16 protein-coding genes are annotated in these 24,595 nt (G+C 66.8%); 4 read left to right on the forward strand and 12 right to left on the reverse strand.

Translation table 11 applies throughout. The features are described from left to right. Positions 1-236 precede the first annotated feature (236 nt). Both BSF38_RS09140 and BSF38_RS09145 read left to right on the forward strand, forming a co-directional pair. Entirely contained in the window at positions 237-1,478 is a 1,242-nt protein-coding gene (locus BSF38_RS09140) for an enolase C-terminal domain-like protein (RefSeq protein ID WP_076350711.1), read from the forward strand. Next, complete coding sequence (locus tag BSF38_RS09145) at positions 1,471-2,334, forward strand: alpha/beta fold hydrolase (RefSeq protein ID WP_076344948.1); 864 nt, start codon at positions 1,471-1,473, stop codon at positions 2,332-2,334. Before BSF38_RS09140 ends, BSF38_RS09145 begins: the two co-directional genes overlap by 8 nt. Positions 2,335-2,338: 4 nt before the next feature. Here the strand turns inward: BSF38_RS09145 and msrB are convergent, their stop codons facing one another. The 12 genes from msrB to amrB all read right to left on the reverse strand — a co-directional run bounded on the left by msrB (position 2,339) and on the right by amrB (position 20,522). Continuing rightward, positions 2,339-3,088 (reverse strand): peptide-methionine (R)-S-oxide reductase MsrB, encoded by a 750-nt coding sequence (gene msrB, locus BSF38_RS09150; RefSeq protein WP_237170814.1) that lies wholly within the window; start codon positions 3,086-3,088, stop codon positions 2,339-2,341. Between the two features lie 56 nt (positions 3,089-3,144). Further along, positions 3,145-4,653: a hypothetical protein gene (locus tag BSF38_RS09155; protein ID WP_076344950.1), complete on the reverse strand. Its 1,509-nt coding sequence runs from the start codon at positions 4,651-4,653 to the stop codon at positions 3,145-3,147. Positions 4,654-4,754: 101 nt separating this feature from the next. Then, positions 4,755-6,032, reverse strand: coding sequence for a hypothetical protein (locus tag BSF38_RS09160; protein ID WP_076344952.1), 1,278 nt, complete (start codon positions 6,030-6,032; stop codon positions 4,755-4,757). 96 nt (positions 6,033-6,128) lie between these two features. Further along, complete coding sequence (locus BSF38_RS09165) at positions 6,129-7,664, reverse strand: class II fumarate hydratase (protein WP_076344954.1); 1,536 nt, start codon at positions 7,662-7,664, stop codon at positions 6,129-6,131. Positions 7,665-7,767: 103 nt separating this feature from the next. Further along, positions 7,768-8,574 (reverse strand): UDP-2,3-diacylglucosamine diphosphatase, encoded by an 807-nt coding sequence (locus BSF38_RS09170; protein WP_083712817.1) that lies wholly within the window; start codon positions 8,572-8,574, stop codon positions 7,768-7,770. Positions 8,575-8,717: 143 nt separating this feature from the next. Then, on the reverse strand, positions 8,718-13,151 hold the full coding sequence (locus BSF38_RS09175; protein WP_083712818.1) for a DEAD/DEAH box helicase: 4,434 nt from the start codon (positions 13,149-13,151) through the stop codon (positions 8,718-8,720). A 216-nt stretch (positions 13,152-13,367) separates the two neighbouring features. Continuing rightward, positions 13,368-14,732, reverse strand: coding sequence for a serine/threonine-protein kinase (locus BSF38_RS09180; protein ID WP_145952036.1), 1,365 nt, complete (start codon positions 14,730-14,732; stop codon positions 13,368-13,370). 145 nt (positions 14,733-14,877) lie between these two features. Next, entirely contained in the window at positions 14,878-15,855 is a 978-nt protein-coding gene (locus BSF38_RS09185) for a PP2C family protein-serine/threonine phosphatase (RefSeq protein ID WP_237170815.1), read from the reverse strand. Between the two features lie 172 nt (positions 15,856-16,027). After that, entirely contained in the window at positions 16,028-16,774 is a 747-nt protein-coding gene (locus BSF38_RS09190) for a PIG-L family deacetylase (RefSeq protein ID WP_076344960.1), read from the reverse strand. Positions 16,775-16,873: 99 nt separating this feature from the next. After that, positions 16,874-18,142, reverse strand: a complete 1,269-nt coding sequence (gene cbiE / locus BSF38_RS09195; protein WP_076344962.1) for a precorrin-6y C5,15-methyltransferase (decarboxylating) subunit CbiE — start codon at positions 18,140-18,142, stop codon at positions 16,874-16,876. A 45-nt stretch (positions 18,143-18,187) separates the two neighbouring features. After that, positions 18,188-19,135 (reverse strand): alpha/beta fold hydrolase, encoded by a 948-nt coding sequence (locus tag BSF38_RS09200; protein ID WP_076344964.1) that lies wholly within the window; start codon positions 19,133-19,135, stop codon positions 18,188-18,190. A gap of 109 nt (positions 19,136-19,244) precedes the next feature. Next, entirely contained in the window at positions 19,245-20,522 is a 1,278-nt protein-coding gene (amrB, locus tag BSF38_RS09205) for an AmmeMemoRadiSam system protein B (protein WP_076344966.1), read from the reverse strand. Between the two features lie 613 nt (positions 20,523-21,135). Between amrB and BSF38_RS09210 the strand changes: the two genes are divergently transcribed. Then, complete coding sequence (locus BSF38_RS09210; protein WP_076344968.1) at positions 21,136-22,047, forward strand: outer-membrane lipoprotein carrier protein LolA; 912 nt, start codon at positions 21,136-21,138, stop codon at positions 22,045-22,047. 330 nt (positions 22,048-22,377) lie between these two features. After that, complete coding sequence (locus BSF38_RS09215) at positions 22,378-24,570, forward strand: NfeD family protein (RefSeq protein ID WP_076344970.1); 2,193 nt, start codon at positions 22,378-22,380, stop codon at positions 24,568-24,570. The last annotated feature ends 25 nt before the right edge of the window (positions 24,571-24,595 follow it).

Consider the following 24,595-nt stretch of genomic DNA (forward strand, 5'->3'; position numbering starts at 1 on the left):
CGCGATCGGCTTGAATCCGCCGTCGACTCAACCGTCAAAGCTTGCCTCGATGCACCAGATCGCTAGTCTACTCGATCCGAGCCGCCAGTGGCCAATGCTCTTGAAATCGAGGCGATCGAGCACCGAACGGCCGCGATGTGTTAGGCTTCTCCTTATTCATGGCGGCCGGCTCGGCAGGACGGTATGTTCCGATCGCGAGCGACGGGCGGTCCTTGAAAGCGGTGAAGGAGAGGGTCTTGGCTGATCGGTCGACCGCGGCGAGAGAACCCGAGGCGGCGGCCCCGGGGCGGGGAGGCGTCGCGATCCGGAAGCTGGAATTGTTCCGGATCGACGTGCCATTGAAGAAGCCGATCAAGCACGCCTCGTATGAGCGGACGTCGAGCGAGAACCTCGTGGTTCGGGTCGAGCTGACGACCGGCCAGGCGGGCTACGGCGAAGGCGTTCCGCGGTCGTACGTCACCGGCGAAACGATCGACTCGACGTTCAAGGCGCTCAGCGGCTCGGACTGGGCGCGGACGATCGGCAAACCGTCGAGCTTCGCCGAGGTCGTCGGCCGGCTCGAACGGCTCAGCCTGCCCGAGATCGACGCCGACCCGCGCGGGATGGCCGGCAACGCGGCCCGATGCGCCCTGGAGTTGGCCGTTCTGGACGCCTACGGCCGGACTTTCGGCGAATCGATCGGCCGGGCGGTCGAGCTGGCGGACGTCGACGGCCTGAGGCGTTTCGACGCCCCGCGCGGGGCTCGCTACAGCGCGGCGATCACGGCCGAATCGCGTCGCAAGGAGATCGTCTCGGCAATCAAGTTTCGCGTATACGGCTTCCGTGACGTGAAAACGAAGGTGGGCGTCGTCGGCCAGGACGACCCGAAGCGACTCGAAACGCTCCGGCGCATCCTGGGACGGCGGATGGACGTCAGGCTCGACGCCAACGAGGCCTGGCCGGCGGCCGACTTGCTCGCCAAGGTCGCCCCCCTGCTCCGGTTCCGTCCGTCCGTGCTCGAACAGCCCGTGGCTCACGCCGAGGTCGACGCGCTGACCGATCTCCGGCCCCGGTTGGGGGTGCCGGTGATGCTCGACGAGTCGCTCTGCGGCTGGCCCGACGCAGTCGCCGCCGTCGAACGGAAGACGGCCGACGTGCTCAACGTCCGGCTCTCCAAGTGCGGCGGGATTCTGCCGTCGCTCCGGATCATGGCGTTGGCCCATCGCAGCGGGCTGGGGGTCCAGCTCGGCTGCCATCCCGGCGAGACCGCGATCTTGTCGGCGGCGGGCCGGCACGTCGCGAGCCGGGTCGACGGCATTTGCTATCTCGAAGGTTCGTACGACCGCCACATCCTCCGGGCGAACCTCACGCGCGACGATATCACGTTCGGCTACGGCGGCCGCGCGGGGCCGCTCAAGGGCCCTGGCCTGGGCGTCGAAGTCGACCCCGAGCTGCTGGCCGCCATGACGCGCGAGAGGCGAGTGATCACGTATGACTGAGCTTCCACACGACGACGTTCGCTTCCGAGTGTCCGACGGTTACGAGCTGCACGTCGCCGTCTGGCGGGCCGTCGGCGAAGTCAAGGGGCAGGTCGTCGTGTTGCACGGCGTCCAGAGCCATTCAGGCTGGTATCACCAACTCGGCCAGACGCTCGCCAGGGCCGGATACACCGCCTCGTTCCCCAACCGCCGGGGCTCGGGCCCGAACCAGCAGGATCGCGGCCACGCCCCATCGGGCGGCCGACTCGTGAACGACATCGCCGAATGGATCGACCGCCTCAAGACCGAGAGCCCTGACCTGCCCGTCGCGCTCGCGGGGATCAGTTGGGGGGGCAAGGTCGCCGTGCTGACGTCGGTTCGCCGGCCGGAACTGGTCGATGCGCTCGCGCTGGTCTGCCCGGGGCTCGAACCCCAGGTCGGCGTGTCCTTGGCCGTCAAGCTGCGGATCGCCGGGGCCGCGATCTTCAACCGTCGCAAGACCTTCCCGATCCCACTCGCCGATCCGGCCCTCTTCACTGACAACGTCGAGAAGCAGGAGTTCATCCGCAACGACCCGCTGAGCCTGCGCGAGGGGACGGCAGGGCTGATGGCGGCGAGCTTCTTTATCGATCGGATGATCAAGCGAGCCCCGCGCCGGCTTCATCAACCGGCGCTTTTGATGCTGGCCGGTCGGGACCGGATCGTCGACAACGCCCGGACGCTCACCTACTTCAAGAGACTGGCGTCGACCGACCGCCGGGTCATCGACTACCCCGACGGCTGCCACACCCTGGAATTCGACCCCGACCCGACCCGCTACGCCCGCGACCTGATCACCTGGCTCGATGAGCGAATGAAGCCGAAGCGTAACACCTGACTCGTCAGGAAGCGCCGCCGCCGGACGTGGAGCCCGGCCCGTGCTCGGCGGACGGTTTGGAGTTCTTGGAAGCCGACTTCGTGGACGGGGTCGTGCGCTTGCGAACGCCTCGCGACGAGGTCTTGTTCGAGGTCGTGGGTTTCACGGGCTCCGAGTCGAGCTTGAGCGAGAGCGAGTTGGTGCAGTATCGGAGACCGGTCGGCGGCGGGCCGTCTTGAAACACGTGCCCGATATGCGCCCCACAGCGAGCACATGTCACTTCGACCCGGGGCTCGATCTCGCTCTGGTCCAGGGTCTCGTCGAGCGCCTTGGCCGTGATCGGCCGCCAGAAGCTGGGCCAGCCGGTCCCGGACTCGAACTTGTGGCGGGAGTCGAACAGCTTGGCCCCGCAGCAGACGCAAAGGAACGTCCCCTTGGGGTGGCCGTGCGCGTACTTGCCCGAGAAGGCCGGCTCGGTCGCCTTCATCCGGGTCACCATGTATTGCTCATACGTCAGAAGCTTGCGCCATTCCTCGTCGGTCTTGTAAACGTGCTCAGGCTCCGCCTCGGCCGACTCCTTGGCGTCCGACGACTTGGAGTCCGCTTTCTTGGAGTCGGAACGGCCTTTGTCGTCGTTCGCGGAGGCTTTCGGCTTGTCGGTCGGTTCAGCGTCCTGGGCGACGGCGAGGGCGGGATGGAACCACGTCGCGAGCCCGCAGGCGAGGGCGACGAGGGCGAACCTCATGGATCGGGACATGGTCATGTTCAGATTCATGGTCATGGCACCCGTGGCTGGAGGAGGGAGAGGCTGGAACGCCTCGCGGCCAAGGCTTAGCCAGGCCGGGAAGCGTCTTCGAGGGTCGATTCACGAGCCGACGTCTTGGGGGCGTCGCTCGGCTTGATCTTGCGAGGCGAAGGCTGGATTTCGGTTTTCTTGGCTGCGAAGGCCGCCTCGACCAGCGCGGCCGTGGCGCCGCCGGGGAAACCTTCAACTACGACGACGTCGGGTCCCCGGCGCTCGACCACGCGGCAAACGTCGTCCACGCACCGCCAGAGCGAGTCGGGGATGCGGCTCGGCTGGAACGAATCCTTACCCATCCGGGCCGTCTGGTAGCGAACGTACGATTGGGCGAACTCGCGGGCCTCGTCGTCGGCGTCCCAGGTGGTGAACCAGACGAGGCCGAGCTTCTTGCCCGGCCCCTCGAACACCGCGTAGCGGTCGCCGTCCCAGCCGGCGGCCGCCGCCGAGCCCTTCTGTTTGCGAAGCAGGATCGCTGTTTGCAGCTCGCCAAGCACGTTGCGGCCCAGCTCCTTCCAGCCGTCGCCAGGCTTGAGCGCGCCCAGGTCGATCTCGGTCGGCAGGTCGGGGTGCTTGCGGAACTTCGAAGGGTGGAGGATCTGCTCGGTCGACAGCGGCGGGTTCTTGTACGCGTCGTCGATCGCCTCCCAGCCGCCGCTGTTCGCCAGGTGGGCGCAGAAGACCATGCCGCGGAGGTACGGGAACATCATCGATTCGACGATGACCGGAGGAGCGTCGCGGAGCGATTTGCCGCCTCCCAGCATGGGGAGGAACGGGGTCATCATGCTGATCCCGCGATCGAGGCCGTCGGCCGGCATTTTCACGATCTCGGTGCCGTCCCAGTCGTCCATGCCCACGCCCATCATGGCGAGCGTCGCCTCCCCCTCGATCAAGGCCGAGACGGCCAGCGACCGGTCGTCGTTGTTCTTGGAGTCGTGATGGAGCCCTTCGAGGTCGAAATGCTGGTCGGCCAGGGCGTGCGTCATCTCGTGGGCGATGACGGTCTTGTTCTCGTCCTTATCGAACCCCTGGGTCTTGCCGAACAGCCGGTCGAAGAACGTCGGCGGCTCCTTCTTCTTGGCTTCCGGCTCCTCGATCATGTACATCGTCTTGGTCCGAGGATCGTAGTACGCGGCGATCTCCTCGGAATAGACCTGAACCAAAAGCGCCTTCAAGTCGACAGCGGGGGCGACCATCCCGAACGCCTTGAGCGCTTTCTCATTCGCCTCGAACTCGGCGGGAGTCATGTCCTCATCGAAGTCCTTGAGAAGCATCGCCTTCAGGTTCTCGCGCTTGGTGACGTCGCGCTTGACTTCATGCTTGAACGGGATTCGCCGGAGTCCGGGAAGGATCTTCTCGAAGGCGGTCTTGTACTGAATCTGCGCATCGCCGGCCTTGCCCTCGTCGGCCAGACGGTCGCCCGTTTTCAACAGTTCGGTCCCCGCCTTGAGTGCGGCCGACGGCTCGTCGGCGACCGCCGAACCCGAAACGATGAGGCCGAGACAGCCGAGCGAAGCCAGATTTACCAGCAGCGATTTCATGATTGTTTGTTTCAATCCCCGTCCCCGTGGGAGGACGAACATTAAGAAAGAGCGTCGGACGACTCGAGTTCGGTAGTTCTTCGCGGTCAATCCAGACAATATTACCGCGCCGGTCGAGAAACCGCGCCGCGAGCGGCCTGCGGCTGGCGGACGCGAGTCGGCGCGGCCGGCGCACCGACGCCCATAGCGGGATTCGACAGCAGCTTCGTCCGGAGCAACTGCTTGGCGGCGGCGACGCGAACTTCGTCCGGGCTGTGCGGGCCGTTTCGGGAGTTGATCGACCGGTGGACGTTATTGGCCAGGTAATCGAGGATGCCGGGCTCGGGCATGCCGAGCGACCGCAGCATGCGGACCTCGATGTCGCGCGAGACCTTGCCGTGATACCGCGACAGAAGACCAAGAACCTGGGCTTTGAGGTCGCTGCTGTACGTGCGGCCGAACTTGTCGCAGAGTTCGTCGATCTCTTGACCGGCCCCCGAACCTCCGGCGGCGACGATCCGCTTCAGCTCCTCGCGGAACAGCGAGCGCTCGCCCTCGACGCGGTCCTGGGCCTCGTTCTCGACCTGGATGCGGGCCAGATCCTTGATCTTCGCCTGCTCGTCCCGCTCGATGCGCTTGGCCTCGGCCTCGGCCTCCAACGACCGCTGCATCTCCTCGGGCGTCGGCGTCGGCGGTGGCGTCTCGACCGGCGCCGCAACGGCGGCGGGCTTCACGTCGTCGGGTTTCACGACGTCTTTCGGCGCGGCGGCCGCCGGTCCCAGGGCGACTTCCTTGGGCGGCTCGATTTTCGGCACGTCCGGCGGCCTGGTGGCACCGATCGCCAGCGACGGAGCGGTTTCCTTGCGAGGCTCGGTCGCGAGCGACGGCGCGACGACGGCGGCGGGAACCTCCGACTTCGCGACCGTCGGTTTCTCCGATTCGGCGTTCAACTGGTCCCAGATCGAAGGCTCCGCCTCGGGGTCGCCGACGGGTTTGGCGACGACCCGCGTGGCGTCGGCGTCCTTGACGATCGGCGTCGGAAACTGGAAGCCCGGCGGCAACGGCTGGCTGTCCAGCGACAAGGCCATCAGCGGCGGCTCCGGCGGCTTGATCTCTTCCGCTTCCGTCTTCGTCGCAACCGCCAACGACGCCGCTTGCGCCCGCGCTTGCTCCTGAAGCTCACGCTGCCGGGGCGCAACGAACAAGTAGTGGTACGCGGCGAACATGCCCAGCGACAGGATCAACGTCGTTGGAAACAACAGAACCGGCGGGATGCCTCGATTCCGGTACTGGATCATCACGACCGGTGGCACCTGGGCCTGGGCCGACGGTTCGGATTCCAGTTCCTCGTCGGGAACAAGCGGGTCGGTCTCCAGATTGAATAGCGGATCTTCGGACATGCCTTCAAGTCTCCGTCGTTCTCTGGATTGCGCCGTTTATGATTGTCGCTGAAAGTCCGGCTCGCCGAACAGCCAATTCTCGATTGATTCCGATTTTCAACCTCCCGCGCCGCCGACGCCCGAGCCTCGCTCGGTCTGGGCTCGCGGGTCGAGCAGTCGATCGACCTCGGCCTTCGGCGGGACCCCGCCATGCCGCGCGAGCGTCTCGGCCGACGCGGGAGGCCCCAGCTTTTGCAGAACGGCGTCCACCGCGAGTCCTTCCAGCTCGTGGGCGACCTCGCGGACGGTCCGGCCTTCGTGGTAGGCGGTCTTGGCGATCGCCGACGCGTTATCGTAGCCGATTCGCGGGGCAAGCGCCGTGCACATCGCCAGGCTTTGCTCGACGTGCTCGCGGCAGCGTTCCTCGTCGGCTTCGATGCGGGCGACGCCCTGCGACTTCTGCCCGGAAAGGAAGTCCCTCGCATCGATGCACTTGCGCACGAGGTGGTCGGCCGCGGCTGTCAAAAGCTCGATCGACTCCAGTAAATTGTAGGCCATCACCGGCATCATGACGTTGAGGTCGAAGTTCGACCCGAGAGCGTTGGCCCAGGCGATGGTCGCGTCGTTGCCGACCACCTGGGCGGCGACCATCATCACGGCCTCGGGGATGACCGGGTTGACCTTGCCGGGCATGATCGAGCTTCCCGGTTGCAGCTCCGGGATACGGATCTCGCCGATCCCGCACCGCGGCCCCGAACCAAGCAATCGAAGATTGTTGGCGATCGACGACAGGCTGACGGCCGTCGACCGAAGCATCGCCGACGCCTCGACGACGGCGTCGCGGCCGGCCATCGCCTCAAAAAAGTTCGCCGCCACGCGGAGGGGCAACCCGGTCTCGCGGCCGAGCGCCTCGACCATCCGCGTTGGGAATTCGACGTGCGTGTTTATCCCCGTCCCGAGTGCCGTGCCGCCGATCGGCAGCTCGCCGAGCGCCTCGGCGGCTCCTTCCAACCGCCGGACGCTGTGCGAAACCTGCGCGGCGTATCCCGAAAACTCCTGTCCCAGCCGGATCGGGACCGCGTCTTGCAGGTGGGTCCGGCCGATCTTGACGACCGAATCGAACGCCTCGGCGCGCTCGGCGAGGGCCTCGCGAAGCCGTTCGAGGGTGGGGATCAGCCGCGTGCGGATCGCCTCGGAGCCGGCCAGATGGATGGCGGTCGGGATCACGTCGTTCGACGACTGGCCCATGTTCACGGCGTCGTTGGGGTGGACCGGCGATCGTCCTCCACGCTGGCCGACGGCCCGCTCGTTGGCGATGCCGGCGATCACCTCGTTGGCGTTCATGTTCGTCGACGTCCCGCTCCCCGTCTGGAAGATCACGAGCGGAAACTGCTCGTCGCGACGGCCGTCGGCGACCTCCTGGGCGGCCGATTGGATCAGCTCGCCGAGCTTCGGGTCGAGCAGCCCCAGCTCGACGTTCACCTTCGCGGCGGACTTCTTGATCAGCCCGAGCGCCCGAAGGAAAGCGCGAGGGAACCGCAGCGTACCGATCTCGAAGTTGCGACGCGCCCGCTCGGTTTGTGCGCCATAGTAGGCTTCGGCCGGCACCGGCATCTCGCCCATCGAGTCGCGTTCGATTCGCGTCTGCGTCATCGGGATCCTCCTCGGATGCTTGAGTACGGTCGCCGCGCGCAAGGGTTCGCAACGGTCTGCGTCGTCTTTCTCGATTGTAAACGAGAACGCCAACGACCGGCGGTCAACCCATGGCGGGAAGCATGGGAGGAAGACGATCGGCGGCCGGCTCATGGCGTTCTTCGGCCTCAGGTTCAAGCACGATCGAGGCCAACGGCCAGAATTCGAGCCGGACCTGGGCGCCCTCGACGACGAGGAATGGGCACGGCGGCGCTTCGGTCCAGGTGCCGGTGTTGATGTAGACGACGCCGTCGTGCTCGGCCGTGAGGGGCAGGTGCGTATGGCCGCAGGTAACATACCGGAAGCCTCGGCCCCGGGCGTAGTCGGTCGCCCGGTGCTCGATCAACTGGCTGTTGCGCTGGAATTTCTTGGTGAGCCGGCGAATCCATCGCGCGGCGCGGTGGGGCATCCACTTCTGGATGAAGTAGAACGCATTGCAGGCGAGGTCGGTGAGCCAGGGGTAGTCGGTGATGATCGTGTCAAACTGGTCGCCATGGAGGATCAGGAGCTGGACCTTGGCGTTGTCGAACACGAACTCGTCGTGGATGTCGACCCCGACGATGTGGCTGACGATGTCGGCCGGGCCGTCGTGATTGCCGCGCACCCAGACGACCCGGACGTCGTTGCGATCGCTGTTGCGGCGGATCTCCTTCAGACAGGCGAAATGCCGCTTGCTCAACCGCTTGAAATTGAGGTCGTCGAAGATGTCGCCGTTGATGACCAGCGTCTGACAGTGATCAAACGCCCAGATCAGGAACTCCTCCAGCAGCCTCGCCTGACAAACCGCGCTGCCGAGATGCAGGTCGCTGATCACGATGCAATCGTAGTGCACGGCTTCGGGGCTGGCGGACGGATTCGAGGCGACCGACATAAGAGACTCCCACCGATCGTTCGCTGGCCGCGGACCTGAGCCGCCGCTGCTACGAGATTACCGGCGATCCTCGCGAATCGTAAAGCAAACCCGCCCGTCTGTCACGGGATACATCGAAACTTCAACCTCGACCACCGACCGGTTCAGACGCCGGCCGACGACCACGCGGCGTAATACGTCATCGCCGGATAATCGCGGACGAAGCCCAGTTCCGCGAGCCGGCCGGCGGCGGGGCTGGCGAGGGTCGGCATGCCGTTGTACGACTCGACCTTGAAAACCCGGCGCTCGGGGGTGACCAGTTCGAGCACCCGGCCGAGCGCCGAGTCGATCTCGTCGGCCGAGGATGACGCCAGGCCGGTCAACCGCTTGCCGTTCGCTTCCAGGATCAAGATCGGCCGACCGCCGCGAACGACCAGGTGATTCCCCGAAGCCCGGCTCAATCGCGCCGTGCCCCCTTCGAGCAGCGGGATGTCGAGCGGGCCCCCCGCGCCGTACAGGTTGGCGGGATCAGCGGCGGAGACGAAGACTTCTTCGTGATCGAGGTTGGCGGCCGAAGCGAGGGCCGCCAGCCGGCCGGCCGCGTCGTCGGTGGCGTACTGGACGCCCGACAACCCCTCGACGAAATACCCTCGGCGGATCTCGCCCCGGAGTTCGAGGCGGGCCAGGTGGGGCAAGAGATCGACCCAGGAGGGCGCCCAGGGGTCGAGCGCGACGACTTCGCGGGCGAGGACGCCGTAACGATCGAACAGGTGGTCGATCCAGGCCATGCGGCGTGCTTCGACGTCCTCGGCGACCGGCTCGATCACCGACCATCGTCCTTCGGGTCGGCCCGGTTGAATCCGTCGCGACCGCGTGCGGCGAAGACCGGAGCGCGGCGAAGCGGCGGCCTCGTTAAGGGCGTCGAGCACGTCGAACGCGCCGGGTCGAAGCGGGTCGAATCGATCGTTGCCGACCGCCCCGCGTCCTAGAAGCGCGCGCAAGGCTCGACGCACCTGGATCGGATCGACGTTCGCCGCGCGGGCCAGGTCGACGGCGAAGCTCGCCCCCCGGCGCTCGAGCGCTTCAAGAACCTGCCGCCCGGATTCGTCCAGCGGCTCGATCTCGCCAGCCTCGGGCCAGCCCCCGGCGAAGTCGCGGGCGACGATCGCCGTCAACGGCTCCTCGCGGCCGGCAAGCGATGCGCGCCAGAACCACGAGCCGCCGGCGAACAACTCGTCGAGCCACGACGGACGATAATCGGCCACGCGGCGCGGGAGCATCTCGGCTTCCCAGAATCCGGACGTCGCGGCGAAGCCCTGAAGCTGGTCGAGCGCCTGTTCAAGCCCTTCGGCCCCCTTGAGCCGTTCGGCTGGGTGGAGATGCTGACGTCGGAGCACGAAGTCGGCGAAGACCTCGGGCCGCACGGCGACGCTCTCGCGGCGGCGGTTGGCCACGGCGAGGCGGTGGATCTCCGTCAGGTTCTCGCGCTCGGCCCAGCGCGGGCCGTCCTCGCCCTCGTCGACCCGGACGACCTCGCGCGACTCCACCCAGCGTTCGAGCAACTCGCGGGCGACCTCGGGGGCGATCGGGTATCGGCCGAGCACGTCGGGCAGGCCGACCAGCGCGTGCGTCCGGAGGAAGCGCCGGACGATCGTCTCGACGCCCTCGAAATCAGGCTCGGCTCGCGCCGGGAAGGCGGTTTCGTAGAGGGTTCGCTCCTCGGCCGAGATCCAACGGCCCGGTTGGTCGGCTCCTGCCAGCTCGATCCAATCCGCCCTGCCTTGCTCGCGCAACTCGTTGGCGAATTGCTCCATGGGGCCGGACAGCTCGGCGGCCGACAGATCGCCGAGCACGCGGAGGGCCTCGCTCATCTCCTCGACCGTCCGGGGCGGAAGCCCGCGCTGGCGGAGCCGGGCTTCGACCCGGCCGACCGCCTGGACGTCGAGCCCGCGACCGGCGTCGAGACTGTGCAACAGGCCGTCCAGCAAGTCTTCGTCGACTGAGGCCAGGGCCGGTTGCGCGGCGTTTCGCCGAGGTTCGTCCCACTCGTAGAGATACGCGGCGGTGAACTGAAAGACCAGCTCCGAGGCGAACGGCGACGGCGTTTCGCCGCTCCGCTTCTCGACCCGGATCGAACCATCCGCGACCGAATCGAGGAATTCGCGGAGCCTGGGCATTTCGAGGTCGTCGTTCAGGCACTCGCGGAACGTCTCGACGACGATCGGGAAGTCGGGGAACTTGCCGACGACCTGGAGCAGATCCTTCGCCCGCAGCCGCTGGAGCCAGAGCGGCGTCCGCTTGGCGGGGTCGGGGCGCGGCATCAGCAAGGCCCGGCCGGCGTTCTGGCGGAACCGCAAGCCGAAGAGCGCCGTGTCGGGCAAGACCCGACGCACCAGACGCTCGGCCTCGGCCCCGTTGAGGCCGTCGAGGAGGTCGAGCGGCGGCTCGTCCGTCTGAGGCAGGCGGAACAGCAGGCCGTCGTCGCCGTGGAGGCACGAGGCCGTCACGCCGTACCGCTCCTGGATCACCCCCAAAAGCGCGAGTTTCAGCCCCTGATGCATCCGGCCGAACGGCGAGAGTACGGCCAACGCCAGCTCGCCCGCCGGGTCGCGAAAGCTCTCGACGAGCACCGTGCGATCGTCGGGAACGACGCCCGCGAGTCGCTTCTGCCGCTCGACGTGGCGGATCAAGAACCGAGCCGCTGGAGGCTCCAGCCGACATTCGGCTTCGAGCCAGGCGGGCAATGACGGGTCGTCGAGCCGCGCGACGATCTCCCGCGTGAGCTTGCCGACGGCCCCGCCGAGTTGCAACGAACGCGGGCTGGTCTCCCCGCGCCAGAACGGCATGACGGCCTGCTGGCCCTGGGCGGGGCTGACGATCATCCGGTGGACGTCGATCGAGTCGATCCGCCACGTGCTGTTGCCCAGCATGAAGCTCTCGCCGACCCGTCGCTCGAAAACGAACTCCTCGTCCAGCTCGCCGAGTCGCGGCCCTCCCTCGCCCAGATAGACCGGGTAATGCCCGAGGTCGGGGATCGTGCCGCCGCCGACGAGGGCCAATCGCGCCGAGCCCGGCAGCGAGGCCAGGCGGTTGTGGACGCGGTCCCAGACGATCCGGGCGCGGAGGTCGCGCAACGAGCCGGTCGGATACCGCCCCGAGACCAGCAGCAGCACCCGCTCAAAGGCGTCGGCCGAGAGGTCGCTGAAGGGATAGGCCCGACGGATCAGGTCGAAGAGCGCGGGGGCGTCCCAGGCGTCCATCGCCACGCAGGCGACGACTTGCTGAGCCAAAACGTCGAGGCAGTTGCGTGGAACGTGCAGCGGCTCGATGTCGCCGGCGAGCATCGCTCGGGCCAGCGCGGCGGTCTCCAGCAGGTCAGCGGGCGTCTTGGCAATGAACCGCCCCTTGCTCGTCCCTCCCACCAGGTGGCCGGAACGTCCCACCCGCTGGAGCCCGCGCGCGACGTTTCCCGGCGATTCCACCTGGCAGACGAGGTCAACCTCGCCCATGTCGATGCCCAGCTCCAGCGACGCCGTGGTGACGACCGCCCGGAGGTCGGCGTTCTTGAGCATCTCCTCGGTCGCCCGCCGCTCGTCGAGGCTGAGGCTGCCATGGTGCGCCCGAAACGCGGCGGCCGGCGGCTCGTCGGCGACCGCGCTCTCGATGTTCCGCTCGACCAGCTCGTTGAGCTTGGCCGTCAGTTTCTCGACCGTCCGCCGGCTGTTGGCGAAGACGATCGTCGAGCGATGACTCTCGACCAGCCCCAGGATGCGGTCCTCGATCGCCGGCCAGATCGTGCCCGGGCCGCCGAGCACCGGCGCTGGCCCGCCGCTCGGCCAGATCACTTGCAAGTCGATCGCTTTCCGGCCGCTGGCGTCGATGATCGTCACGGGCCGATCGCCGCCGAGGTAGCGGGCGACCTCGTCGAGCGGCTTCTGCGTCGCCGACAGGCCGATCCGCACGAACGGGCGCGCGCCGAGGGCTTCGAGGCGTTCGAGAAGCAACGCCAGAAAGACCCCCCGCTTGTTGCCGCAGACCGCGTGGATCTCGTCGACGATGACGTGCGAGACGTTCCGAAGCACCTCGCGCGCCCGGCACGTGAGCATCAGGTGAAGCGATTCGGGCGTGGTGATGAGGATCTCGGGAGGTTTGCGCGCGATCCGCGCCCGCTCGGCCGCCGGAGTGTCGCCGCTGCGGACCGCCACCGAGAGCGGGCGCAAGGGCTCGTCCACCTCCTCGGACTCGGCGAGGATGCCGTCGAGCGGCGTCCGGAGGTTGCGACGGACGTCCTCGTTGAGCGCCTTGAGCGGCGAGATGTAGAGGATCTGCACGCCGGCGGTGCGGTGAGGCGAACGCCAGAGCAAGTCGAGACCCGCGAGGAAGGCCGCGAGCGTCTTGCCCGACCCCGTCGGAGCGACGATCAGCGTGTTCTCACCCGCCTCGATCGCCGGCCACCCAAGCTGCTGCGGAAGCGTCGGCGCGCCCAGCCGAGAGCGGAACCAGCTTGCGACCGGAGGTAAGAAGAGGTCGAGCGCGTCAACTCCCGGCACGTCGGACGACCGGACGTTCTTCCCCCCGGTTGTACGACCCTTCGGCATCGTGCGAGGTTCCGTATTTCCTCGTGATCGCCCCTGCCGGCCCGCCGCCTTTTCCGCCGACGATGTGGCCGTCGGTGGGATTTACTCGCGAGCGCTTCGAGCTTGTAGGAGACGGAGTCGTCCGCCATCGTCGATTGTCGATGCGCGCCCGCGAAAGAGCAAGGCCGAGTTGTACGGAAGTTCACGCCGCCAACGAATGAGGCCCCCCGCTACAACTCAGGAGTTGAGGAACACGGCGATGGCGAGGATGGCGACGAGGCCGACGGCCAGCGCGATGAGCGAAAAGTGGATTAGCCAGCGCGAGTCGCCGGCGGGCGTCGGGGCGAGTGCCTGGCGCGGCAGGAGCTTGAGCTTCGCGGCGAGCGGGGGCGGGGGAGACCGGTGGAGCGGGGCCGCCGAGGGCTCGGCGTCGCCCAGGTCGCGGAGCGAGAGCAAGCTGGGGCCGGAGTCGGAATCGGGGCCGAGAAGCCGGAGGTCGTCCTCGGCGAGGATCGGCGGCGGAGGATGGAACGAGTGGGCCGAGTCCGCGTCGGCGCCGAGGATCGCCCGGACGCGCTGGGGGTCGGTCCAGGGCACGAGGTCGCCTTGCAGCTCGGTGCAATTCGCGTAGCGCTCCGCCGGGTTCTTGGCCATCAGCTTGCGGATGATCGCTCCGAACGCGGCGGGGACGCCGCGGGCGACGCGCTCGATCGGCTCGGGGTCTTCCATCCGCTGCTTGTAGATCTTGTTGATGGCGTCGCCGCCTTCGAACGGCGGCTTGCCGGCGAGCACGAAATAGAGCGTGCAGCCGACGCTGTAGAGGTCGCTGCGGACGTCGGCGCGCGAGGCGTCGCTGAGCTGCTCGGGGCTGGCGTAGTCGAGCGTGCCGAGCACGGCGTTGGCGCGGGTCAGACCCCCTTCCTCGCCAAGCGCCTTGGCCAGGCCGAGGTCGAGCACCTTGGCGTCGCCGTCGGGCGTGATCATGATGTTCGAGGGCTTGATGTCGCGATGGATCAGCCCGGCCCGGTGGGCCGCTCCCAGCCCGCTGAGGACCTTCAGGAACAACCGCGCCGCGGTCGCGACCCGGAGCGGGCCGTACTGCTCGCTCTTGACCATGTCGAACAGGCTCATGCCCGGAATGTATTCGAGGACCATGAAGTAGACGTCGCCGTCGTTGCCCACCGACAGCGTCCGCGCCACGTTCGGGTGGTTGCAGCGCATCGACAGCTCCATCTCGCGACGGAACCGATGGAGGCTGTTGGCCTCCTCCTGCGCCCGCTTGGGAGGCAGCACCTTGATGGCGACCTTCTGGTCGTCGCCCTCGTGGGCGGCGAGGTAGACCTTGCCCATCCCCCCCTCGCCGAGCGGCCGGAGGATGCGATATCCCCCCAGGAAGAATCCGCGCGTCGCCCCCGCCAGCAGCTTGCGCGCCTGGTACTGGGTGAGTAATCCCTGCTGAACGAGCTGGCGGGCGACCCGGGGGGCGAGATCGGAGTCGGAGGGCGAGGTCGGAACGGTCCGCGCGCGGAACGGGTTCAGGTCTTCACGCGAGACCAACCCCGATCGATCGACGCACGCGAGGAAGTCGTCCAGCCCGATCATCACCGGCCCTTGGAGAAACGTCCGAGGAAGCGGCGCGAGCCGAGACGGCGCGGGCTGCTTCAGCGGATCGGAACGAATACATGGGACGGTCGCGACGGCCGAACGCCTCACCTGGACCGGACGACCGGCGATGTTCACTGTACGCTCAGGATTTCCCCGCGGGGAGTCCGTCGGACACCACGTGAACGATCAGGCAGGTGATATTGTCCTTGGAATCGTTGTCGAGGGCCAGATTCTTGAGCTGGACAGCCGCCTGGTGCGGGTCGTCGACGGAGCCGAGGATCTTGGCGATGTCGTCGTCCGTCACCACGCCAGTCAAGCCGTCGCTGGCCATCAGGAAACGATCGCCCACATGGACGTCCATGACCCGGAAGTCCTCCGGCCCGCTCCGCGCGTCCTTGCTGCCGAGATAGAGGTAGAGGACGTTCTTGAACTTGTGGGTCGGCAGTTCTTCGCGGGTGATGGTGCCGGCTTCGACCAGGGCGTCGGCCAGCGAGTGGTCCTTGGTGAGCTGTTCGAGCCGGCCTTCGCGGAGCCGGTACGCCCGCGAGTCGCCGATGCCGGCGACGTAGACCTTGTCGGGGCGGAACTGGGCGAGAACCACCGTGGTCCCCATGTTCGAGAACTCGGTGATCGTGCCCGAACTGCCGAGGATCTCCTGGTTGACCTCGGCGACCGCTTCGCGAATCGCCTCCTGGACGCGCCGGGGCTCGCTCTGATCGGGGGGGAGCCGCTTGGCCAGCTCGCGCGGAATCAATTCCACGGCCATCAAGCTGGCTTGCTCGCCGGCCTGCTGCCCCCCCATGCCGTCGGCCACGATGAACAAGTTCGAGGGGTCAAGCGTCATCGCGCCCCCCTCGCCCTCGCCGAAACCGCCGCCGCCGATGTCGCCGAAGCTGTCGTGACGGACCGACCGCTTGCCCGGAACATAGAAATTGTCTTCGTTATGCTCGCGATAATTGCCGCGCACCGAAACGACCCCCACCCGGAGTCGAAGCCGTCCGGGAAGGAGCGTGAGCGACGACAGAGTGGCGAACTCGTCGGTCGCTTCCGGATCGTGGCGGGGACCGGCCGTCGCGGTCAGCCCTTTCCACCATCTACTCAATCTCGATAACACGGACACGTCTACCGCCTTTGCGTTCCGCAAGCCTGGGGGAAGTCGTCGCCCTCGCCCCGTTCCAGGGCCTGGAGTCGGTCGCGATCCGCGATGCAAGCAACACTTGATTGTGAGGGATGCCCCCTTACGTAATCAAGACGTTGTTTTGGTTTTGGAACGGACTTTCTCAGGAACCCGCTCAAGTTCGGGCGTGAGTCGGACTCGCCCACCGCATCAGGTCGTCTACTCCGACGGAACGATACGTCAAAAAAAGCTCGCCGGCTTCAAACCCCGCCGTCAATCCATGATAGCGATTCATGGTCTCCACGGCGCTGTAGATGCCGATCTTATTCGCGGGAAACTGCGTCTGATAACACCTGACGGCTTGCAGCTTGACGTCCAGGGTGCTGCTCATGTCAGCAATGACGTAGCCGGACGCCTCAGGTAAGTCTAACCCATGAAGCGCGATTGGAAAACTGAGTTGGTTGGTGATTGTGTGCGGCGGCAGGCCGTCGAAATGCTCGTCCCACTTGGTCAGTCGGCTGTAGAAGACGGCGGCGTCGGTGATGAGCATCGCCTGGTAGTGGTCGGGCGACGCCAGGACGGTCTTGCCGCCGAACCCGAGCACGACCTTGGGCCGATGGCGACGGAAGACCCGGGCCAGGGCGACGCGTTCCTCGAAGCCGTCGAAGAGCCGACGGTTGGGCAGATTGAGATTGATCCGCATCTGAACGCCGAGCACCTCGGCGGCCTTGCGCGCCTCTTCGAGGCGGACGTCCGGACCGGGCGAGTTCGGCGTCGGCTCGCCGTCGGTCAGGTCGACGATCCCGACCGCGTACCCCTTCCGCGCGAGCCGCGCGAGGGTCCCTCCGCAGGCGATCTCCACATCGTCGGGATGAGCGCCCACGGCGATCAGGTCCAGCTCCATATCACCGTCGGCAGACATACGTTGGTTCTTCCTTCGAAAAGTCGTGGCGGGGAAAATCGATCGCCGACGCGCGCCTAGATCGTCCGTCCGGCCGACGGAGCCGGCGCGTCTCTCCGGTCACCGGCCCGTCTGGGCCTGCTTCGTGACCGCCAGCAAGAACGTCGGCGCGATGGCGTCGAACCGGAGGGTGTCCATCTGCTCGATGCCGCGCGCGATCGAGACGTTCCAGACCCGCACGGGGGCCGCGAGCGTTTTGAGCGTCTGATACGCGGAGTACAGGCCCTCGATCGTCGCCACGTTGACGACCAGGTTGCCTCCAGGATGCAGTCGTTTGTAAACCTCGCCGAGCAGCAGGTCGAATTGCCGGCCCAGGCCCCCCAGGAACACCGCGTCGGGGTCGGGAAGGCCCGCCAGAACCTCGGGGGCGCGGCCCGCGACCGCCTTGACGTTGGGTACGCCGAACGCCTCGGCGTTGGCCTGGATCAACGCGAAGTCGGCCGGCTCCGGCTCGATCGCGTAGACCATTCCCAGACTGGCGAGCTGCGCCGCCTCGATCGCCAGCGAGCCCGAACCGGCGCCGACGTCCCAAACCGTGCTGGACGGCCGGATGTCGAGCTGGGCCAACGCCATCGCTCGAACCTCGGCCTGGGTGATCAGCCCGCTCGACGGCAGACTCTGGGCGAAGGCGTCGTCGGGGTTGCCGAACAGCCGTCGTCCTCCGTGCCGGCTGGCCTGATTGGGGCGGTTCGGCTTGCGGACGAGGATCAGCACGTTCAACGGCGAGAAATCCATCCCGATCAGTTCGGACAGCTCGGCCTGGGTGACCCGCTCGTCGGGCGAGCCCAGGTTTTCGCAGACGTAGGCCCGGAAGTAATCGATTCCGCGATCGAGCAGCGCGCGCGCCAGCCGGGAAGGCGTGTGGTCGTCGCCGGAGAACAGGCCGACCTTCTCAGCGGTGCGGATACGGTCGACGACCGCCTCGATCGGCCGTCCCGCCAGGCTGGTGAGATACGCCTCTTCCCAGCTCTCCTTCACGCGAGCGAACGCCAACTGCATGCTGCTGACGTGGGGGACGACCGTGAAGCTGTCCTTGCCCAGTCGGTCGCAAAGGTAGCGGGCGACGCCGTAAAACAACGGATCGCCGCCGCAGACCAGAACGGGGCTTTGAGCCTTGAGCGCCTCGCGCACCTGCGCCAGCGCGCCGGGCATCTCCGCTTCCAGGACGACCTTCCGCCCCGGCGCATCGTCGAACTGTTCGAGCACCGACGGCGCGCCCAGGAGCACGTCGGCCCCGGCCAGCAAACGTCGGGCGGCCTCCGTCAGGCCCGCGAGCCCGTCGTCACCGATTCCTAGAATCACCAACTTCGGTCGCGCCTCGTCACTCATCTAGGATCTCGAAGGACTAGAATGGCTCGTCGTGTCATACGAGGCTTATTGTAATGCGTGACCGCCTTGGGAACCAGCGCAGGGGGACTTGGCCTGCGCGCCAGGACACGACGGCCCCGCCGACGCGCAGTCCGGCGCCCCTTCGGCCGCATCGTGAGGGCAGCCCTCCGGAGCGCAAGGGAGCAGCCAATCGCCGATCAGCCGGGCGAACGGGTCGACGTGCGTCATGTGCGGAATATGTCCCACCGTCGGCATGACGGCCGCCTCGACGCGTGGCAGCCCGGCGCGGAGGACCTCAAGATGGGCGAGCGGCACAACCCGATCCTCGCGACCGTGGATCAGCAACAGGTCGCTGGAGATCGTCGGCAGGATCGGTCGTAAGTCGAGGCGCGTCAGAAGCGTCGAGCGATGCGCCAGAGCGTGGATCGGCGTCAGGCCGTGCTGTTCGAGATGAAAATCCCAGCGATCGGCGATCAAGGACGGGAAGTCGCCCCGGCAGTTGTAACTGAGGATCTTTTCGTGCAGCGGCAGCCGACCCAGATTCCCCGAGAACCTTCGCCCGAAGAACAGAGCCGATCGTTCGGCGATCGTGAAATTCCGATGGGCGAAGCCCCCCTGAACCACCGCGCGGGGAAATCGCCGAGGCTCGCGGGCGAGGGCCTTCAGGACGACCGTCGAGCCGAACGAGAGGCCCGTCAGGAACACGCGGCCGAGGTTCAGGTGGTCGATCAGGCCGAACAGGTCGTCGACGAGGTGGTCGTGGCTGATCCGACCCAGCTTCGCGCCGTCGTCGGGCTCGTCGCCGGGGTAGGAATACTGGATCGTCTGGAACCGCTCCGCCAGCAGGTTGAGGGCCATCGCGTACCCGCGGTGGGTCGTCGCGATCCCGGGGACCCAGATCAGCGGCGGTCCCTTGCCGAGCACCCGGTAGGTCATCCGGTAGCGCGGTCCGTTCCAGGTTCCCACTTCGGCCGCCTGGTCGTACCTGGCCACCTCGGCGCGAACCTTCGCGGGGGGCGGCAGGTAGGAGGGGGCTCGGCCGACAAGTCGGCGACAGAGGGAGCCAGGTCGGACGCGGGCGATGGGAGAGTCATCGGCGAAGTCACTCGACAGCGGCGGCGACGGAGTGGAAGACCATGCTCGCGAAGCTGACGCAACAGGTCTTGCGGTCGTCGACCGCCTGGTTGTACTTGAGCAGCTCGCCGCGCGACGGGCCGAGCACGTGGAGCATCGTGTAAGCAGCCGCGAGCCCGCAGACCCGCCAGCGGTCGCCGACGTCGGACGCGGTCCGGAACCAGCCGACCGGGTCGACGGCCTCGGCCCGGGCCAGCATCTCGTGGTCGAACGCGCGAATCCGATTCTGAAGCGCGGCGTCGACCAGCTCGGGATCGCCGAACTCGGGGCCGACGTGGCAGAGGTCGATCCCGCCGATGTACGCGACCTTCCGCCCGCTGGCAAGCTCGGTCCGCCGCAACGCGCGAATGAACCGCTCGACCTCGGGATCGGTGATCGGGTCGGCCTTCCGCTTCATCAGGTCGTGGAACGAGCCGACCAAAATCGGCACGATCGTGAACGGCCGGTCGCCCAGGACGTGCTTCAGGAAGACGGCCTGGAACTCGATGGAATGCTCCGAGCGATGCGTCAGCTCGTCGTCGAACAGGTGCGCGCCGGCCGCTTCGGCCAGCCGATCGACGTATTCCCGATCGGTGGACACGACGCCCAGCGGAGTCGCGAAGTCCTTCCTGGTGAGCACGAACCGACGCCGGCAGTGCTGGTGGGCGACGCCGAGAATCACGAAGACATCGGCGTCGCTCCGCTCGACCAGCGTCTTGTACGCCCAGGTGTAAACCGGCCCGCCGCGCGGGAAATCGATATGAGGGCTGACGATCGCCCGCAACCGAGGCTTCGCGGACCGATCGTCGTCGCCGTTCCGGGCGGCCGGGGGGGGCAGTGCGAGAACTCCCGCGCCGTCGCGGGCTTTGAAGAACCGGTCAAGGTCGCTCCGCAGCCGCTTGGGCTCCGAGGCATACGACAAGCCCGCCAGCGCCGCCGGCCGCTCGGTCGCGTCGAGGAACGATCGGACCGCCACGGCGTAGGCCGGACTCTCCAGCGCGAGCGCCTGGTCAAGCTGATCGACGAGCTGCCGGATCGCCCCCATTTCGAGGTATTGCGAGGTCGATTCGAGCACCAGCGTCTGGACGTCCCGCAAGCTGTTCCGCCCGTTGAAATGGCGGACGACCTCGTTGAAGACGTCGAGCGCCAGCACGACCGGATTCGGGCAAAGCCTCAGCGGGTCTTCGAGGACGACGAACGACTGCCCCATGTGTTCGAGTCGCCGAGCCGCGAGCAGGCGGAGCTTGGGGCGGTCGAGAGGAGCCATGTGCCATCCGTTGAGGTTTTCAAGGCCGCGAGCGGGACAGGGATGGGTTCCAGTATCGGCTCATTGTCGACGACCCGCCGGGGTTCGTCAAGCAGCCTGGCGCGGCCCCCTCGGCTCGATCGCGATCAACGGCAAGGGCCAGGCCGGCGGCGCCATCTCCTGGATCGGTGTGGGACGCATGCGAATCTCCTTCCTTGACCGAAGCTCAATCTGACGGAAACGCCGGATCGGTTCAGAATTCGGAATCACGACTCGACCGACACGACTCTGAATTGCAAAGACCGTGCCGCGCGAAGGGCAATTCCGTTAACTCTCGATATAACCAAGGTTAACGTCCAGAACTCGCCCCCTGCTCCACGACCGTCTGATGATAATTCGCTCGAAGTTCAAGCTCTTTTGATAAAAAGTGCGACATCGCCGCGAAGTCGACCGCCTTCTTCTCTTCAGCCACGCGATTACGAGTCGGGGGTTCGCCACGGATGCTCTGGTGGGAATTCTGCGTCTCTGGTAGGTTTCGGCTCAAGGAAGGGAGGGCGCAGGCCGACATCGGTCCGGCGTCCCGGGTTCGACGGAGCCGCGAGGCTCGGGCGACAGGCATGGAGGACGACGAGTCATGGGACGAGGAGCGACGATCCGAGCGGGTTTCCTGGCGGCTGTTTGCACGGCCGGCGCGCCGACCGCATTCGGCCAGGCCCCCAAGGCGGCCCCCGCCGCGCCGAAGCAAGCTCAGCCCGCCGCCGCACAGGCCAAGGCGGCCCCCGCCGACCCCGCCAAGATGGAGCGGCTGCTGGTGCTCTGGGAAAAGCAAAGCTCGCTCCTGAAAACCCTCGACGCCAAGATCTTCCGCCGCGACTACATCGTCGCCTGGGAAGAGTACGAATACTTCGAAGGCCGCGCGATCTTCAAAAATCCCAACCTCGCCTACATCGACTTCCGCAAAATCCAGCAGGACAAGGACAAGAAGCCGGTCAAGGACCCGAAGACCAACGCCTGGGTCAGCGCGCCCAAGGAACGGATCATCTGCACGGGGAACGAAGTCTGGCAGTACGACAGCGACACCAAGCAGATCATCATCTATCCTCTCGACAAGGACCAGGCGGCCAAGGCGCTCGAGGAAGGCCCGCTACCGTTCCTGTTCAACATGAAGGCCGACGACGCCAAGCGGCGCTATAACATGACGCTGATCAGCGAGGACGAGAAGACCTACGGCATCAGCGTCCGGCCGAAGCTCGAAGTCGACCAGGAGAGCTTCAGCCAGGCGTTCGTCCAGCTCGATCGTAAGTACCTGTTGCCGGTGCGGATCATCCTCCATTCGCCCGACGGCAAGAGCCAGAAAGACTTCCAGCTCAGCGGGATCAAGCCGAACGCCAAGATCGAAGACGATACGTTCCAGGGAAAGACCGACGCCTCCTGGAAGGTGGTCCGCAATCCCGACGGCGACGAGCGCCCCCGCGCCGGCGTGGCGGGAGGGCAACGACGCCCCGCGCCGGCCGCCGCTCGCAACCAGGCCGCGCCGAAGCGGTGATTTCCCGGGGGCGGTTCCCCGGAAACGCCGTCGATGGGGTCGCCAGCCCTCCTTTCGGAGGGCTTTCCCATGCGCCCGAACGGGTGTCGCGGGGAGGGCTTGTCGCAACCGCCCTGGACTCGTACGTTTGACGGTGATTTTCGGGGGGCATATAATCAGCGCGGTAGGAGCTTTGAAGGCGCATCCGGCGTTTTCCGCGATGGTCATCGACCGCTCAGGACGTCCTCCGAGGCCGATTCCGACCTCGCCCGCCGACCCGATTCTCGCAGCGATCGGTCAGGTGAAAGACGCTGAGCGCCGAAATGGACCTGCGGAGGGAGTCCGACCGTGATGATCCGCCCCGTTGTCGCACGTCATGGGCTGGCTTTCTTGGTGTCGATCGTCGCGTGCGTCGTCTCGATGGAAGCGGCGTCGGCCGAGCCGCCCGCCAAGTTCGAGTCGACTCCCGGACAGTTCTTCACGATCACCGAGCCGATCACCAACGAGACGATCTCGAGGATTCGAGCGGCGACCCGTAACCTCGTCGACAAGAACGCGGCCGACGCCAAGGGCAAGAGTCCGATCCTGATCTTCCAGTTCCTCCCCGGCGAGACCGCGCCCGGCGGCAGCGACTTCGGCGCCTCGTACGACCTGGCGAGCGTGATCTCCAAGGAGCTGGGCGGTGCCAAGTTGACCGTCGCCTACGTGCCGCAGCCGCTCAAGGGCTTCGCCGTTCTGCCGGCGGTCGCCTGCACCGAGCTGGTGATGGGCTCGAACGCGACCCTCGGGCCGATCACGCCCGAGAACCAGAGTTTCGACCCCGCGTACCGCGATCCCGTGCGGTTCCTTGCCGTCCGCAAGACCCGCGAGCCCGACCTGCTGCTCGGCATGCTCGACCGGGACGCTGACCTGCGGCTGGTGCGATCGACCGACAGGTCGCTCCATTACGTGCTCGCCGAGAACCTGCAGGAATTCCGCAAGACGAGCGACGTGGCCGAGGAACGCCCCGCCTGGGAAGACGGCCGTCGCGGCGTGCTGACGGCCGAGCGGGCCCGCGAAGAAGGGTTCTGCAAGCGCGTGGCGGAAACTCCCGCCGAAGTGGCGCAGATCTACCAGATCAGCGGCCAGTCGTCGATCGACGACCCGACGCTCGGCCAGGTCGTCCGGCCGGTCTGGATCAAGATCGAAGGTTCGGTCGAAGAGTCGAAGGTCTCCTACCTCGGCCGTCGCATCGAACAGGCCCGCCGAGAACGGGCGAATCTGCTGTTCTTCCAGATCGACAGCCCCGGCGGCCTCGTCGCGTCGGCCGACGCCCTGGCCGACATGATCGCCGGGATCACCGATATGAAGACCGTGGCCTACGTCGACGAGCGCGCGACCGGCGTTGCGGCGCTCATCCCCCTGGCCTGCCGCGACATCGTCTTCAAGCAACGCGGCCGGATGGGCGACGTCCGGCAGATCATCACCGGTCGCGGCCGCGTCGAGGCGCTCACCGATGGCCAGATCGCCAGCTTGAGCAAGAAGGCCGGATTTCTGGCGGCGAAGATGGGACACCCCGAGGCCGTCGCGCAGGCGATGGTCGATCCCGAGGTCGAAGTCGTCGAGGTCCACGATCAGGAGACCGGCGCGTCGCGGCTGCTGCTCCGCGATGAAGCCGAAGCCAACCCGGGCCGGTTCCAGAACATCCAGACCCGCAAGGAAGCCGGCCGCCAGTTGACCCTGACCGGCGACGACGCCGCGGCCCTCGGCGTGGGCCAGGTGGTTCGCAACGAGGAAGAGCTGAAAGCCCTCTACGGGCTCCAGGGCCAGCAGATCCGCGTCGAAGGGCCCGGCTGGGTCGATTCGCTCGTGACCGTGCTGACCGACCCCTACGTGAGCTGGCTCTTGCTGTTCGTCGGCCTGTTCATGCTGGTCATCGAGCTCAAGCTCCCCGGCATCGGACTCCCGGCCATCACGTCGGCCCTGGCCTTCATGCTGTTCTTCTGGAGCCACTACCTCAGCGGCACGGCCGACCAGCTCGAAATCATCCTCTTCCTGCTCGGCCTGGTGTCGCTGGCGCTTGAGCTGTTCGTCTTCCCCGGTTTCGGCGTTTTCGGGATGGCCGGCATCGTGTTGATGCTCTCCAGCATCGTCATGGCCAGCCACTCGTTCTCGTGGCCCACGCAGGAGTATGAATACCGGGAAATGGGCTACACCCTGTTCCAGGTGACCATCGCGCTGCTGGGCGTCACCGCCGGGGCCGTGGTGCTGGCCCGCTACTTCCCGGCGATCCCCATCTTCAACCGGCTGATCCTCAAGCCCGAGCCGTGGACCGTGGTCGAGTCCGACCCGACGGCCAAGCCGTCGATGGACGGCTACGACTCGCTCGCGTTCCTGATCGGCGAGTCCGGCCGCACGACCTCGCCGCTCCGACCCACCGGCAAGGCGCGGTTCGGCAACATGCTGATCGACGTCACCGCCGACAACTTCTTCGTCGAGACCGACTGCCTCGTCGAAGTCGTCGACGTCCAGGGGAGCCGGGTGATCGTCAAGAAGATGGGATGATGTTCCCCGATGCCTCGCCCGGCGA

This window comes from Paludisphaera borealis (genome assembly GCF_001956985.1).
Taxonomy (GTDB): domain Bacteria; phylum Planctomycetota; class Planctomycetia; order Isosphaerales; family Isosphaeraceae; genus Paludisphaera; species Paludisphaera borealis.